General features: G+C 64.7%; 12 protein-coding genes and 1 pseudogene. 8 read left to right on the top strand and 5 right to left on the bottom strand.

The window, feature by feature from the left end; all coding sequences use genetic code 11:
• Positions 1 to 251: 251 nt before the first annotated feature.
• Together CAF53_RS25060 and CAF53_RS25055 are read right to left on the bottom strand one after the other, a co-directional pair.
• Positions 252 to 1,175 carry a TniB family NTP-binding protein gene (locus tag CAF53_RS25060; protein WP_100239784.1) on the bottom strand — a complete coding sequence of 308 codons (924 nt, stop codon included), beginning with the start codon at positions 1,173 to 1,175 and terminating at the stop codon, positions 252 to 254.
• Positions 1,172 to 2,830, bottom strand: coding sequence for a Mu transposase C-terminal domain-containing protein (locus CAF53_RS25055; RefSeq protein ID WP_017503293.1), 1,659 nt, complete (start codon positions 2,828 to 2,830; stop codon positions 1,172 to 1,174). The genes CAF53_RS25060 and CAF53_RS25055 overlap by 4 nt, the downstream gene beginning before the upstream one ends.
• A 191-nt stretch (positions 2,831 to 3,021) precedes the next feature.
• Here CAF53_RS25055 and CAF53_RS25050 point away from each other — a divergent pair, with 191 nt between their 5' ends.
• The gene (locus CAF53_RS25050; protein WP_013039113.1) at positions 3,022 to 4,260 is read left to right on the top strand and encodes a site-specific integrase; all 1,239 of its coding nucleotides are present in this window, start codon (positions 3,022 to 3,024) and stop codon (positions 4,258 to 4,260) included.
• A gap of 314 nt (positions 4,261 to 4,574) precedes the next feature.
• Here CAF53_RS25050 and CAF53_RS25045 read toward each other — a convergent pair whose 3' ends face one another.
• Positions 4,575 to 5,453 (bottom strand): AAA family ATPase, encoded by an 879-nt coding sequence (locus CAF53_RS25045; RefSeq protein WP_009824028.1) that lies wholly within the window; start codon positions 5,451 to 5,453, stop codon positions 4,575 to 4,577.
• The gene (locus CAF53_RS25040) at positions 5,380 to 6,780 is read right to left on the bottom strand and encodes a Mu transposase C-terminal domain-containing protein (RefSeq protein ID WP_004212864.1); all 1,401 of its coding nucleotides are present in this window, start codon (positions 6,778 to 6,780) and stop codon (positions 5,380 to 5,382) included. Before CAF53_RS25040 ends, CAF53_RS25045 begins: the two co-directional genes overlap by 74 nt.
• Positions 6,781 to 6,971: 191 nt before the next feature.
• Between CAF53_RS25040 and CAF53_RS25035 the strand changes: the two genes are divergently transcribed.
• The gene (locus tag CAF53_RS25035) at positions 6,972 to 7,544 is read left to right on the top strand and encodes a recombinase family protein (RefSeq protein ID WP_015449226.1); all 573 of its coding nucleotides are present in this window, start codon (positions 6,972 to 6,974) and stop codon (positions 7,542 to 7,544) included.
• 289 nt (positions 7,545 to 7,833) lie between these two features.
• Complete coding sequence (locus CAF53_RS25030; protein ID WP_013039112.1) at positions 7,834 to 9,036, top strand: aspartyl protease family protein; 1,203 nt, start codon at positions 7,834 to 7,836, stop codon at positions 9,034 to 9,036.
• Here the strand turns inward: CAF53_RS25030 and CAF53_RS25025 are convergent.
• Positions 9,030 to 9,449 carry a helix-turn-helix domain-containing protein gene (locus CAF53_RS25025; RefSeq protein WP_007406847.1) on the bottom strand — a complete coding sequence of 140 codons (420 nt, stop codon included), beginning with the start codon at positions 9,447 to 9,449 and terminating at the stop codon, positions 9,030 to 9,032. The two genes, CAF53_RS25030 and CAF53_RS25025, sit on opposite strands and share 7 nt — an antisense overlap.
• A 75-nt stretch (positions 9,450 to 9,524) precedes the next feature.
• Between CAF53_RS25025 and CAF53_RS25020 the strand changes: the two genes are divergently transcribed.
• The 5 genes and pseudogenes from CAF53_RS25020 (at position 9,525) to CAF53_RS25000 (ending at position 15,003) form a co-directional block, all read left to right on the top strand.
• Positions 9,525 to 10,151 (top strand): cation transporter, encoded by a 627-nt coding sequence (locus CAF53_RS25020; RefSeq protein WP_004212870.1) that lies wholly within the window; start codon positions 9,525 to 9,527, stop codon positions 10,149 to 10,151.
• Positions 10,151 to 12,118, top strand: a complete 1,968-nt coding sequence (locus tag CAF53_RS25015; RefSeq protein WP_100239941.1) for a cytochrome c/FTR1 family iron permease — start codon at positions 10,151 to 10,153, stop codon at positions 12,116 to 12,118. Before CAF53_RS25020 ends, CAF53_RS25015 begins: the two co-directional genes overlap by 1 nt.
• 73 nt (positions 12,119 to 12,191) lie before the next feature.
• Positions 12,192 to 12,482 (top strand): annotated as a pseudogene (locus CAF53_RS29260) (hypothetical protein); the annotation flags it as partial.
• Between the two features lie 65 nt (positions 12,483 to 12,547).
• Positions 12,548 to 13,825: a TolC family protein gene (locus CAF53_RS25005; RefSeq protein WP_013039111.1), complete on the top strand. Its 1,278-nt coding sequence runs from the start codon at positions 12,548 to 12,550 to the stop codon at positions 13,823 to 13,825.
• Complete coding sequence (locus CAF53_RS25000; RefSeq protein WP_004212877.1) at positions 13,825 to 15,003, top strand: efflux RND transporter periplasmic adaptor subunit; 1,179 nt, start codon at positions 13,825 to 13,827, stop codon at positions 15,001 to 15,003. Before CAF53_RS25005 ends, CAF53_RS25000 begins: the two co-directional genes overlap by 1 nt.
• The last annotated feature ends 2 nt before the right edge of the window (positions 15,004 to 15,005 follow it).

Raw genomic sequence — 15,005 nt, 5'->3', positions numbered from 1 at the left:
CCAGGCTACAAAATCCGGGGTGATCCTCGGATACCGATAGCAAAGACCGAGTTCGGCGACACTGTTTTCCGTGAAGCCCTCGCTTGCGGCAAGCTCAGCGATCATCGATTTTTTTGGGTTTACATCGGGATGCCGCCAATGGCCTGCGCGATTTCGATAGGCGCGCAGCAAAGGCTCACCCGGAGCCCGCTGATCGCGCACGCGCGCCAGCCATGAACTGAGAAGTTCATCCGCGAATGGCTCCACGAAACTCATACGGTCGCCCGGCCGATTGTCCTTCGCTTGCCTGCCGACGTAAACATGGAGACGAGAGGAAGCGTCACGTCGTTGGCCTCGAAGCTTGCGGCATCAAGCATCTCGCGGCCATCGCGGATAGCCGTGACAGCGGCTGCCTCGATGAGCCGGAATATTCGGCCCGTCACACCCTGGGTGAGGGCCAGCACGCGTTGCCGCGCTTCGACGGTGTCGAGCATCGATGGGCGTCTCAGGGGCAGCAGGCCCGAGAAGCTCGCAAGCAGCTGGCGCAGGGCATGATCGTTGCGCCATGGCATCAATTCGAACGCCCCAAACCGGTCGGCAAGGTTCGGATCCATCAGGACCGCCATCCGCGCGTCCTCGGTCCCTGCGCAAACAATTGGAATTTTCAGATCGTTGGTCAAAAAGCGGATAGTATTGAGGAACACCCGCTGCTGGCGAGGAGTGCCGGCGAGCATCCTGTCGATTTCATCCAGGACGAGCACCTTGGTTTCGACTTCGGCAAGCAGTTGCCTGGCTTCCGCTCGCATCGATCGCACGGACAGTCGGCTAAGGTCGACGCAATTTAGCGCGGTCAGCACCTCGGTGTAAAATTGCTCCTCACTCGGCTCTGGCGGTATCTGCGCGAGCAACACCGGCATCTTGCTGAGCCCGGTCCTGATATCGAACTGAGGAGCGTGAAGTTTCGAGAAGCGGCTGACAATTTCGGTCTTGCCCATCCCGGTGGCGCCAAACAGTAACAGGCAGGGCATTCGCCCTCGCGGCGGATAGATTACCAGGTCTTCAAGGTGGCGGAGCGCGGCCTCAGCCTGTGGCAACGATATCCAGCGGTCGCGGCGTAGCCAGTCGATCCGGGCCTCATCGGTCAATTCGGCATACTCGCGATAAGCCGGGAAGATATGGCTGTAGAGCACGTTCATGACTGCTCCTCGATCGCGAGTGGTACAACCGGCCCGTCGAGATTTGGCGGTGTCAGCTGCGCGTTGGCCTCTTGGTGCTGGACAAAGGCCGCAGGCGGTTCGCCGCGGATGAGCGCATCGACGATGCGTTGGGTTGATCGTCGAGCTCCGCGCGTCTTCTCTACGGCCCTAAGCACAATCCTGCGCTGCGTGCTCACCATCTCGAAAAGCATCTGCTCATCGACGGCGGTTCGCCCGCGCTCTCGAAGCGCTCTCAGGGCTTGGTCGTGCTCGAACTTGGTAATTGCAGGACGCCGCTTATCGCGAAGAGGAACTGTGACATGCTCGCCGCCGGGCAGTTCGAGATAGACGGCCGAGAGGTTGAGCGGATTGTATTTGATCGGGAATTTATGAACGCTGTTCGCGACCAGCGTGGCCAAAGCGCCATGCCAGTAGAAAACGTGGAAGAGTTTGATGCCCTCGCGCCGGACCCGGCGCATCTCGAACGGGAGGAAGTCGAGCAGAAAACGTTCTTCATCGGCCGGCAGGCGCAGGGCTGCAACACGCTTACCTTGATCGTCCTGCCACGCTGTCATCGGGGGGACGCCAAGTGAGCTGTGAATGGTGCGATGATAGATTCCCACCTGGAGGGCGAACCATCGCTCGAATTCCTTGAGGGTCATGCAGGCTTTGCCCTCAGCGTCGTAGTCTCCCTTGTCCTGGATGTTGGAGAACGTAGTACCCGGAAGAAGGTGAACTTCGCCGATGGCGGTGCCGATCATGCGCTCGATGTGCCCGCCAAAGTGCGGAGTGCGCGGTGGACGGTAGTGAAGCTCGATCCCAAATTGCTGGCAGCCCCGAGTCAGCGCGCGTGAGTGAAATTCCGAGGCATTGTCGAGATGGAGGATGTCTGGCAGGCCGAAGACAGGCCATGCGAAGGTGAGCTCTCGATCGGCCAGCCAATCATTCTTGGGCAGTACTGCATGACGGATCGCCATGCCGACCGAAATCGCGGAAGGTCGTTCCAGTGAAATGTAGAAGCCGGGTATCACCCGCGTCGCTACGTCGATCTGCAGGGTCAGCGTTGGCCGCCCGACCGGTCTCCTGAGATACTCATCGACGATGATGATATCGACCAGCGTGTGGTCCATCTGTACGACCTGAAGAGGGTACTGCGCCTCGTATGAGCTGACGACGGGTCGGAAGCGGTCTGCTGCGGCTTTGGTCCCATCACGGGCGCCTGTCAGGCGTGTCCGTTCCACGGCGTTGACCCGCAGGACAACAGTTTGCCGTGCTGGAGGTCGCAGATTCTGCTCCAGGCACGAAAAGCGAATTTGACGGACCAGTTGTGCGATGGTGGGCTTTGGACGGCTGAGATAAAATTGCTCTATTTTGGCATCGATCAGGCGTTCCACCTCGCAAGGGAGGCGAGAGCGCCCTTTGGGAAATCCATCGTGCTGGTCGACCAACGAACTGGTCACTGGGTTTTCCCGGTATCTCGCGAGCAGTTCGTAAATTCGGGACCGGTTGAGGCTCAGCTTCAGGCCGGCCTCAGCAATCGCTTTGCGTCCGAGCCGGGGCTCTGCCGTAAGCGCACGAATGATAGGCTCGCGCTCACAAGCTTTGCGCCATTCTGTATGATCAACCGTCGTGAGGGCAGTGCCTGTTTCGGCCATGACCTATCCCCGATTTTCGCCAGGGACTCGTGTTGCCGGGTCCGGTCGTTTTGTAGCAGAATCGCGCTGTCAGGTCGAACGTCCGGAGGTATTCTTGTACATGATCCACGCAACTCGGCCGTTTTCTCGTCCGCCCGTATTCTTTAAGTGACAAGGTGGGCTACAAGCGCGGCTGAGGAGCGAGGCGCGTCGTGAGCACCGAAACCGCCCGGGAAGGGCCAGAAATCCCCGTAGCGCCGCCTGAGGCTGTCCTGCCGGCCGTCAGGGCGCCGGCCGACCTTGCGTGGACGATCGTGCAGATGCGCGCCGGCGAGCGCATCACCGTCAACGAGGGCCTGATCGCCGCCTATCAGGCCGCTTCATCGCCCCATAGCATCCGTGCGCTCAAGTCCGACGTCGAGGCGTTCGATGCGTGGTGTAGGCGCAACAACCGGATCGCGCTGCCGGCCACGCCCGAGACCGTGGCCGATTATCTCGACGCGCGGGCCGGGAAGGGGAGCCGGCCGGCCTCGCTATCCCGCTACAAGGCGTCGATCGCCAAGATCCACCAGCTGCTCGAGCTCAAGGATCCGACGCCGGCGCCGCTGGTGAAGCTGCGGCTCCAGACGGTGCGCCGCGAGAAGGGGGCTGCGCAGAAGCAGGCGCGGCCGCTGCGGTTCAAGGGCCCGGTGCGCGACGTCGAGCGCGACAAGGCGCGGGGGCTCAACATCCGCGCGCTGCTCGAGAGTTGTGGCGAGGATCTGCCGGGGCTGCGTGATCGGGCGCTGCTATCGGCCGCTTATGACACCGGGCTGCGCGCCTCCGAACTGGTGGCGGTCGCCATTGAGCATATTGAGGAGGCGATCGATCCCGAAGCGCGGCTGCTGCAGATTCTGCGTCATAAGGGCGATCAAGACGGGGAGGGGGCGACCGCCTACCTCAGCCCGCGCACCGTCGCGGCGATCGCGGCGTGGACCGAAGCGGCGGGGATCACGACAGGGCCGCTGTTCCGGCGGGTGCAGGTGCGGCGCTACAAGGCGCGGGCAGCCGTGCGCGGTCGGCCGATCGACAGCATCTCGGGCCGGGAGACGTGGGATCTGCGCAAGACGCTGTCCAAGCCGGCGGTGAAGGCGCGCGTCGAATATGACATCGGCACCGTGGCGCTGCACCCGGGCTCGATCGGACCAATCTTTCGGTCGATCATCGGCCGCGCGTTCGACCGTGGCGCGCTGCCCGATTTGACGGCGGACGATCTGGCGCGGTTGCTGAAGGGGATCAGTGCGCACTCGACGCGGATCGGGCTCAATCAGGACCTGTTCGCCAGCGGGGAGGATTTGGCCGGCATCATGGACGCGCTGCGGTGGAAGTCGCCGCGGATGCCGCTCGCTTATAATCGCAATCTCGCGGCAGAGCAGGGGGCGGCGGGGCGCCTTATGGCGAAGATTGGCTAGTCATGACGGCCTAAATAGGTCTTTGGATGATGCCGTGCGACCACACGACGGCGGCAGGTAGATCGAGGGATTTGCGCAGCGGCAAGAACCGGAGAAGGGAGGCTGAGCCCCCGGGGTCTTGAGCTACAACGTTAAGCCTAAGAAACGGGCAGGGGCCTGGTAGCGCGTAGTGTATGAGCGAAGCCACCATCGCTCAAACTCATCAGCACAGTCCAATTTCGAAGAGGAAACAAGAAAGTGGTTCCGGAAACGGTATGGATCTTATCCTGTGTAAACGCTCGCGCTAAATGGCGGCGTTCTGATCGCGCTATTTGTCAGTTGCCGGGTCCGATGACGAGGCAATCGCGCGCGGCCTGAACGATGTCAGCGGTGACCTCCTCGACGCGGTTGAGGGTCATGATCCGCCGCATCTGCGCGAACAGGCGCTCCATGAGCCGGAAGTTGCCGCGCGTGATGCGGATCACGGCTGCCTGCGCTTCGATCGCGTCGAGTTGGGCCGGGTCGAAGCTGATCCCGAAATCGCCGGCGTGGGTCGCGAGCAGCAGCCGCATTTCGGTCTCGGTAAGCGGTTTGAACTCGTGGACGAAGCCGATCCGCGAGTAGAGCTGGGCATAGCGGGCGAGGCGCTTCTCCAAGCCCGGCATACCCATCAGGATCAGCCCGAAGCCGTGGCGATCGGCCATGTCGCGGAGATGTTCGAGCGACTTTATGGTCAGGCGGTCGGCCTCGTCGACGATGACGAGGGGGCAGGCGATGCGGGCGGCGTCATGGGTGATTTCGTCCTGCGAGCCGCCCGCGACCGTCAGCCGGGCATAGCCCAGCTTAATGAGGTTGAGGCCCAACACCGCGTCGATCGTCTTGGGCGTGTTGCTGACCGACACGGTGTAGAAGACGGCGCGGCAGCGAGCGACCTTTTCGCCAAGGAGCGCGGCAATGGGACGGAGCGCGGCATATTCCCCCAGGTCGGGGAAGCTGGAAAACTCGCGCGCCGATCGCGTCTTTCCGACGCCCGGCCGGCCATGACACACGCCGATATAGCGGTAGTGCGCGCAGGCTTCGGCAAACTCGACGAACCGGGCATGTTCGCGGGTCGCCAGGAACGGCTGCTCGACCAGGAACTCAATCGTCAGCGGCGTAGAGCCGGAGCCCTCGGTAGGTGGTGGGCCGGGAAGCCGTATCCTCTTGGTCGCCATCGAAGGTCTCCGTGGGGGCAGGCACCTGCTTGTCGCGCTCCTTCGCGCCGCGCCGGGCGCGCTGGATCGCGCGCAACGACGGGTGCCCAGCGTGCTCGGAGCTGAGCGCACGGCAGACGAACCGGCCCTGGTGGTAGACGTGGATCTCGGTCAGGTCGCGGGGGTCATAGACCGCCTCGACCTGCTCGCCGACGAAGGCCGCGAGCGTGGGTTCGACATAGCGCCTGCCCATCAGACGGATGCCGTCGCGCAGCACTTTACGGGGCTTGGGCACGTGCACGAGCAGCATGTCGAGCTGTTCAAGGCTGTCGGGCATTGCGGGCAGGAACCCGCCCTTCTGCCAGCGCGTGATCGGCGGTTCGCCGGTGCTGCCATGCGGGCGACGATGATAGACGCCGCACACGAACGCCTCGAAGCGGGCGCGCAGCTCGTCGAGCGTGAGCACTGGCGCCGACAGCGGCTTGCCCGCGATCAGGTGGCCGGGCAGGTCGGGCAGGAACATGTCGTTGATGGTGCGGAACAGCCGCTCGATCTTGCCGCGCCCGCGAGGACGCCCCGGCAGCGAATGGATGAGGCGGATTTTGAGGGCGATGCACGCCTGCTCGATATGCTCGGAGATGAAATCCGAGCCGTTGTCGACGTAAAGCTGTTCGGGAATGCCGCTGACGATCCATTCGGGATTGGGCTTGCGCCAGATCGCCTGCCGCAAGGCGAGCGCCGTGTTGAGGGCACTGGGGGCATCGAGGCTGAGGAAGTAACCGGCGATGGCTCGGCTGTGATCGTCAACGATGACGGTCAGCCAAGGACGCACCGGGGTTCCGGCATCATCGAGCACGAGAATGTCGAGAACGGTATGATCGGCCTGCCACATCTCGTTCGAGGTCGCGGCTTCGCGCCGATGCACTAGCTCGTGCTGGTCGCGGTAGACGGCCGGATCGGAGGCTGCGGCGATCTGGCTTGCCGGTATCGCCCTGACGACACGCGCGACGGCCGCATAGCTGGGGGTTCGGTGTCCATGCGCGATGGCGAGTTCCTGCACCTTTCGGTGAATGGCGGCGACCGGGGGTCGCGGGCGCTTGGTGGCGAGAGTGCGGGTCAGTTCGACCAGATGTTCCGGCAGGTGCAGCCTGCCCCGATCGTTGCGCGGCAGACGCGCGAGACCGGCAAGTCCTTCGGCACGGTAGCGCCCGAGCCAGCGCTGCAACGTCCGCTCGCTCAGCGTGCCGGTGCGGGCGAGGTCCGCGAGCGGGATGCCATCGGCGAGGTGCGGTTCAAGGACGCGGTAGCGCTCGATCGCCAGCGGCGGGACAAGCGCCGGATGCGTCACCGCCGACGGTCCGTGTCGCAGGTAAGGAAAACGGAGATTTGCCTGCCCATCGCCATGCGAGTCCGCTCGCGTTGCCAAACCGGCCTGTTCGACGTAAATCTACCCGGTAAAGAAAACTAGGGCAACATAGACCTGCCGATGACGACTTTCTTCCCAAACCGCGCCCGATCGGGGCGCCACCGGCCCTACGCATGAAAATCGGTTACGCCCGCGTATCGACCGCCGAGCAGAACCTGGACCTCCAGCGTGATGCGCTGAAGGCTGCCGGCTGCGAGAAGGTCATCACCGACAAGGCCTCCGGGGCGACTGCCGCTCGCCCTGGATTGGAAAAGGTGAAGGAGCTGCTTCGCGCCGGCGACACACTGGTGGTCTGGCGCCTCGGCAGGCTCGGCCGCTCGCTCCGTGATCTGATCGGATGGATGACCTACCTCGACGAGGAAAAGGTCGGGCTGCTGAGCCTGCACGAGGCGATCGACACGACCACCACGTCGGGCAAGCTTACCTTCCACCTGTTCGGGGCATTGGCGGAGTTCGAGCGCAACCTGATCCGCGAGCGGACCCAGGCCGGTCTCACCGCAGCCCGCGCTCGCGGCAAGAAGGGTGGCCGGCCGGCCGCACTCGGCAAGGACAAGCGCGACCTGCCCGTCAGGCTCTACCACGAGAACACGATGCCGATCGCCAAGATTTGCTCGATGCTCGGCATCTCCAAGCCAAAACTCTACGCCTATGTGCGATCGGCCGAGACCAAGCCGGTAGCCGCGTAGCGACGCTCGCCGACAAATAGCGCGATCAGAATGCCGCCACTTAGCGCGAGCGTTTACACCGTTCGCGGTCCCGATCGGCCCAGCGTCCCCCGGAACCGTTCGTTATCGGGAAGGCATCTAAGCGGTCTGCACCATCCTTCATCTAAAGTTCTCCAAGCGCTTCTGAGGATTTTCGGGCGCACCAAAAGCACTTGCTCCTCCAGTGGCTGGAGCATGTAACCGCAATTTGCTCTCCTGCGGACGGGGGGCTGGAGATGGCTTTTTGACGGCCCGTGTTGAAGCAATCGGTATGTCTCGACGCTCATTAGTGGCGCGGCTGGTGGCCTGTGGAACCGGCTTGGTGCTCGGTTCTCCAACGCTCGCGCGACAGACTTCCCGGTCTGCGGGCTCGTGGAACTTCGGTGCGGCTCACCTCGAATGGGAGCCGCTGGAAGTCGGCACGGGTGATACCCTCCTTGTTTCGGCACAAGTGCGCGGAGTGCCGGTGCGGGCGGTGCTCGACAGTGGCAGCGGCGCGTCGATCATGAGCACGGCGCTCGCGGCGAAGCTCGGCTTGAACGATGGTGAGCGGCGCATGATTAGCGGGCTGAGCGCCAAGGCCCCGGTGCTGCTGGTCCGCGACATCGACGTACAGCTCGCCCGCGAAACCCGTCGCTTACCCTTTGCCGTCGTTGGTGATCTGAGTTCAGTGTCGGCGGCCTTCGGACGACCGATCGATATCCTCCTCGGTGCCGATATGTTCACGGGTAGCTGCATCGCGCTCGATTTCGCGAAAAGGCGTATGGCGGTCGTCAAGTCAGGCACGTTTCTCGCCGGTCCCGACTGGCGCGCTGTCGCGCTCGGGCGCGGTGCCAAGCAGGAGCTGTTCATTCGAGCTTCCGTCTCGGGTTTGCCTCCCGTGCCCTTGATGATCGATCTTGGCAGCTCGGCCGCGCTGATGCTCTCGTCGGCCTATGCCCGCGATCAAGGGCTGTTGAACGGGAAGCTCGTCTCGACCGCGGCGATCGGCGGCGTCGATGGTGTGCGTATCAACGATGCTTTCACGATCCAGAACATCAACATCGAAGGGCTTGGCGTCTCGAACGTCCCCACACTCGGGATGAGAGCTTGGCTCTCCACCAGCACGGTTGGCAATGTCGGCCTACCGCTGATCGCTCAATTCGACGTGGTGTTCGACGTGACCGCCGGATTCGTGTGGCTCCGGCCACTCGGTCCTCGTCGTCGCCTGCCGATGCTGAAGGACCGTAGCGGCCTTGGCCTCGCAGCCTCACCAACGGCGCTCACCGTTGTTCATGTGGCGGCGAACAGTCCCGCGGAAAAGGCTGGCTGGGCGGTCGGCGACCGGATCGTGGCGGTGAACGGCCATTCGATCGATGCGAACTATACGCGTGGGGAGCTCTGGCAAGTGCGCTCCCGGCCTGCTGGCACCCTCGTAAAGCTGACGATGGCCTCGGGTGATGTGCGCGAGCTCAGGCTGGCCGATTATTATTGATCGGCTTGAGGGTGGCCTTTGCCGATCGCCTTCATGATCCGACAATCGGCCATGCGCGCCTTGGTGCAGCTCTGGCTGAGCATTGCCAACTCATCCCGCAACACCGCGAGTTGCGCCAGTCTCTCCTCCACATCCTTGAGGTGCTGAGCAGCGATAGCTGAGGCGGCACCACAATCCTGGTCCGGGTTCTGCGCCAGCCCCATCAACGAACGGATCTCGTCGACGGAGAAGCCAAGCCGGCGACCGTTGCGGATGAAGTGCAAACGCTCAATGTCACTGGCATCGTAGGTTCTGCGACCCGACGCCGTGCGAGGGGCGGATCGGAGCAACCCGATCGACTCATAAAAGCGGATCGTCGTCACCTTCGTCGAGGTCTCGCTGGCGAGCTGCCCAATCATCACCGGCTTCATCATGCCATCCTTGCTTATGCGAACGTGTCGCACATTTCGCTTGCTTCTACAGCGACTGGAGGTGGTAAGGAAGGCCGCATGAATGCTTCTACCGAAAGCTGCGGGTGCCACGGGGAGCCCGCGCGCGCGCAAACCGATCCGGCCTATCGCCGTGCGCTGCTGACCGTCGTGGTGCTCAACCTCGGCTTCGGAGTCGCCGAGCTGTTCGGCGGGTTCATCGCCGATAGCCAAGCGCTGAAAGCGGATTCCCTCGATTTTCTCGGGGACGGGTCGATCAGCCTTATCGGTCTTCTCGCGCTTGCCTGGTCCGCACGGGCGAGGGCAAAGGTCGCGCTGACGCAGGGGTTGTTTCTCGGTGCGCTTGGCGTGGGCGTAATCGGTTTCGCGATTTGGCGCGCCCTGAACGCAACCGCGCCCGATGCCGAACTGATGGGCACAATCGGCGTTGTCGCGCTCGCGATCAATGTCGTGTCCGCCTTGGTGCTTGCGCGTTTCCGGGAAGGGGACGCCAATGTTCGCGCGATCTGGCTGTTCAGCCGCAACGACGCGCTCGCCAACGTGGCGGTGATCGCCGCGGCCGGTCTGGTGGCGTGGACAGGAAGCGCCTGGCCGGACCTCGCCGTCGCCGGCCTCATCGCCCTCCTGTTCCTCCACTCCGCTTATGAAATCGTCACTGGCGCTCGGCGCGAATTGGGAGAGCGGTAGTGCGTCTGCTCGCGTTGATCCGGGCAATGCTCTCGTTGCGGCTGCTCTCCGCGCTCGCGGCGCTGCTGATCCCTGCTGCGGCAATCGCCGAACCCGGCGACGTGCAAACCGCATGGCGGCTGCTCGACTATATGGCCGTCGATTATGGCGGCGCGGTCGCCAACGGTCGGATCAAGAGCACGTCGGAATATGCCGAGATGACGGAGTTCGCCGCGTCGGTCTCGACACGGCTTCAGGGCCTGCCGGCGAAGCCGGAGCGTCAAGCCCTCATCCAGCGGGCTGCCAACCTCCAGGCGGTGATCGCGGAAAAGGGACCGACTGAACAGGTGGCAACATTGGCGCACGGGCTCGCGGCCGATCTGTTGCGCGCCTACCCGGTGCCGCTCGCGCCCGATAAGGCTCCGAACCTCGTCTCCAGCGATGCACTGTTCCGACAATCCTGCGCGTCCTGCCACGGGATGACGGGCAACGGCCGTGGCCCTGACGCCGCCAAGCTCGCTACGCCCCCGATTGCTTTCACCGATGCCGAGCGCGCGCGCCAGCGCAGCGTGTTCGCGCTCTATCAGGTGGTGACGCAAGGCATCGACGGGACCGCGATGCAGAGCTTCGCCGATCTGCCCAACGATCAGCGCTGGGCGTTAGCATTCCGAGCCGGGAGCTTCGCCTTCACGGATGCGCAGGCGCGCGAAGGCGAGCGGCTTTGGAAATCCGACCCGACCCTTCGCCGGCGCATTCCGGACCTGAAAACCCTGGTCGCGCTCACCCCGGCCGCGCTCGGCGCGGCGATCGGCGACGCCAAGGCTGACCCAGTGCTCGCGTTCCTGCGTCGTCATCCCGAACAGGTGATACAACAGGCTCCCGGCTCGCTCGCGGTCGCCCGCGCCAAACTCGCCGAAAGCGTGGCGGCTGCGCGGCGCGGCGATGCGCGCATGGCGAAAGAGCTGGCGCTGTCGGCCTATCTCGATGGGTTCGAGCCGATCGAGCCAACACTCACCGCGCGCGACGCGACGCTGATGGGTCGAATCGAGGGCGCGATGGGGGAGTTCCGCGCCTCGATCGACCGGGGCGCGTCGCCCGATGATCTCGCGGAGAAGGTCGCAGTACTGGGCGGCCTTTTCGACGATGCGGAAGCGGCGCTCGCGCCTGATGCCGCCACCGAAGCGTCCACGTTCCTGGGCGCGTTCACGATCCTGCTGCGTGAAGGGCTCGAAGCCCTGCTCATCGTTGTCGCCATGATCGCGTTCCTGCGTAAAGCCGAGCGCGGCGAGGCGCTGCGGTACGTGCATGGCGGCTGGGTCAGCGCGATCATCGCGGGCGGGATCACCTGGGCGGTCGCCACCTATGCGATCGGGATCAGCGGTGCGAGCCGGGAGCTGACGGAAGGGTTTGGCTCGCTGTTCGCCGCGGTCGTGCTGCTCTCGGTCGGGATTTGGATGCACGGCAAGGCGCAGGCCGATCAGTGGCAGCGCTATATTCGCGAGAAGATGTCGCGGGCGCTCTCGGGCGGGTCGGGCTGGTTCCTGTTCGGGCTGGCGTTCGTCGTAGTTTATCGCGAGGTCTTCGAGACGATCCTGTTCTATGCCGCGCTTTCGGCGCAAGGTGACAACGGGATGCTTCTCGCGGGGGCCGGGTCGGCGATTGGACTGCTCAGCCTGATCGCTTGGGCCATGCTTCGCTACAGTCGCAAGCTGCCGATCGCGCAGTTCTTCCGCTATAGCTCCTGGCTCATGGCGGTCCTGACCGTCGTGCTGGCGGGTAAAGGCGTCGCCGCGCTCCAGGAATCCGGCCTTATCAACATCGCACCGCTCGCGGACGTGCCACGGCTGTCGATGCTCGGCGTGTTTCCCACTTGGCAATCGGTGCTGGCGCAACTCCTGATGGCGGTCGCCATTGCGGTCGGGTTCGCCTGGAACGGGCGCGACCGATCCCGCTCGGGTTCCGGCTCAGTGACCCTTGGTTCGAATTAGTGCAATGACATGAAAACCCTTCCGTGATAGAGGCAAGCTAGTGCGAGCCTTTTTGCCTTTCCTGACATGCCTGATGCTGGTCCTGACCAGCTTCTCCGGCATGGCCCATGCCGCCGATCTGGCGGGGGGAAGCATCGCGGGCGTTGAGTTCACGGTCCATACCGCCGGTGACATCGATCAGGTGCCATCGGACTCGGACAAGAATGTCCCGCATCATCACAATTATTGTCACGGACACGACGTCGGCGCGCCTGCGCGCACGACGATGGAATATACCCCCGTCCTCACAGTGCCCAAGCCGACAATCTCCGCCTCTGCGTCGCTCGACGGCCGCACCGGCATGGTCCATTTGAGGCCCCCCAAGCCTGACGTCCGATTTGGGCGTGCGTTGGCGCGCCCCTGTCGATCATCGTCAGGAGTCCTATTTTCATGAATCGTATCCTCGCGGCCATGCTGGCCGCAGCGTCTTGCGCCACGATGGCGCAGGCGCAGGTCGGACCGTCCGCGCCTGTTGCGCAGGATGCGCCGGTCTACACGCTTGACCAAGCGGTCAGTGCAGCGGGCGGTTCGGCCCCTGCTGCGGAAGCGGCGACAGCTGGAATCGACGCGGCCCGTGCAGGTCGCACAGTCGCCGGCTTGCGGCCCAATCCGGTGGTTCAAGGCCAAGTCGAGAATGTCATCGGCTCCGGGCCGTATCGGGGGGTCCGCAGCGCGGAAACCACGGTCGGCTTTGCGATCCCGATCGAGCTAGGCGGCAAGCGCGGCGCCCGCGTCGCGGTCGCCAATGCGCAATTGTCCCGGGCCGAGATCCAGGCCGCGATCATCGCGGCGGATGTCCGGCTTCAGGTAACGCAGCTCTATGTCGAAGCGGTCGCGGCCGATCGCCGGGTAATGACAGCCCGCGATCAGGCCCGGATCGCCAGCGATGCGCTGCGGGCCGCGAGCGTTCGCGTGCAGGCAGGGCGGGCATCGCCACTCGAGCAACAGCGCGCGGATGTCGCGCGTATCAATGCCGACGCCAATGTGGAGCGGCAGCTTCGCTTGGCCGAGGCGGCCCGCGCCAATCTGGCGCGTCGGATCGGACGGCCGATCGACGGCCTGCTCGATGACACGCTGCTCGATCGCCTTCCCGATGTGAACGTCTATGGGCCGTTGGCACCGGTCAACACGACCGGCACACTCGCGCTGGCGGCAGCCAACGCGGATTTCTCCATTGCCGAAGCCGGCGTGCGGCTCGCGCGCGCCAATCGCGTGCCTGACCTGAACGTCGGGCCGTCGATCCGCCGCCTGGAAGCGACCAACGACATGGCGGCGGTGTTCAGCGTGTCGATCCCGATCCCGGTGTTCAACAATGGTCGCGCCGCGATTGCGCAGGCGACCGCGCAGCGGACCCAGGCGGATGCGCAGCGCCGCGTGACCGCGCTCGACATCGAACAGGCGATCACGGACGCGCAGGCGCAGGCGGCCAATGCCGCAACGACGGCTCGTGCGGCGTCGGGGCCGGCGCTGGCGGCTGCACAGGAGGCCGCCCGCATCGCGCGGATCGGCTATCGCGAGGGCAAGTTCGGCCAGCTCGAATTGCTCGATGCTGAACGCACGCTCGCCGAAACGCGGGTCGCCGCGATCGACGCGCTTGCCAATTACCAGAATGCCCGCGCGCAAGTGGAGCGACTGACCGCTCGTGCGCCCAATGGGGGGAATCAGTGATGAAGAGCTTTTATCTCGCGGGCGCGGCGTCGCTCGCCCTGCTCTTGGCTGCCTGCGGCGGCAAGGATGGCGGAAACGAGGCAACTGCCGAAGGCGCAGCTGCCAATGAGACGGCAGCGGGCACGGAAAAGGGCGGTGCTGAAGGCGGTCATGCCGGTGAAGGCGTCGTCACATTGGGTGCCGACCAGATCGCCACAGCGGGCGTCCAGGTCGGACGGCCGATCATCGGCGGGGCCGGGACGATCGAGCTGCCCGCGATCATCGAGGGCGACCCACAGGGAACGCAGGTCGTCTCGGCCGCAATTGCGGGACGCGTGGTCGCGCTCACCCGTAACCTCGGCCAATCGGTCGGACGCGGCCAGACCATTGCGGTCATCGAAAGCCGCGAGGCGGCGCAGATCAAGGGCGAGGTCGAGGCGGCGCGGGCGCGGCTTCAGCTCGCTAATTCGAACCTCGCGCGCGAACAGCGGCTGTTCGCGCAGAGAGTCTCCCCTGAACAGGATCTGATCGCCGCCCGCACAGCGGCGACGGAGGCGCGGATCGCCCTGACGCAGGCGCAGAGCATGGTTTCGGCGGCGGGTGTCGGCGGCGGCGGGCTCAACCGGCTCGGCATTGCCGCGCCGATCTCGGGCCAGATCATTGCGCGCCCCGTGACGCTGGGACAAACGGTCGCGGCGGATGCCGAACTCTATCGCATCGCCAACCTGAGCCAGGTGTCGATCGCGCTTAATCTCAAGCCCGAGGATGCGGGCCGGGTGCGTCCCGGCAATACGGTGCTGGTGAAGGCGGCAGGCCGTCAGGCGACCGCCCGCGTGACCTTCGTGTCGCCGGCGCTTGATCCGCAGACGCGGCTCGTGCCTGCGCTCGCCACCCTCGACAATCGCGGTGGCGAATGGCGGGTCGGCGAGCCTGTGACGGCAGCCGTGCAGCTCACGGGCAGCGGCGGGAGCGGGGCGGTCCGCGTGCCGACGACGGCGGTCCAGAGTTTCGAGGGCAAGTCGGTCGTGTTCGTGCGCACGCCCACCGGCTTCAAGGCGACCCCGGTCCAGCTCGGCGATGCGTCGGGCGACACGGTGATCGTCCGGTCGGGCCTGACCGGCAACGAACAGATCGCCACCACCGGAAGTTTCACGCTCAAGGCCGAGATCGGCAAGGGCGAAGCGAGCCACGAGGATTAAGC

Origin of the sequence: Sphingobium sp. LB126 (assembly GCF_002795205.1) — a bacterium.
GTDB lineage: Bacteria > Pseudomonadota > Alphaproteobacteria > Sphingomonadales > Sphingomonadaceae > Sphingobium > Sphingobium chungbukense.
This window is presented reverse-complemented; position numbering and strand designations above follow the sequence as displayed.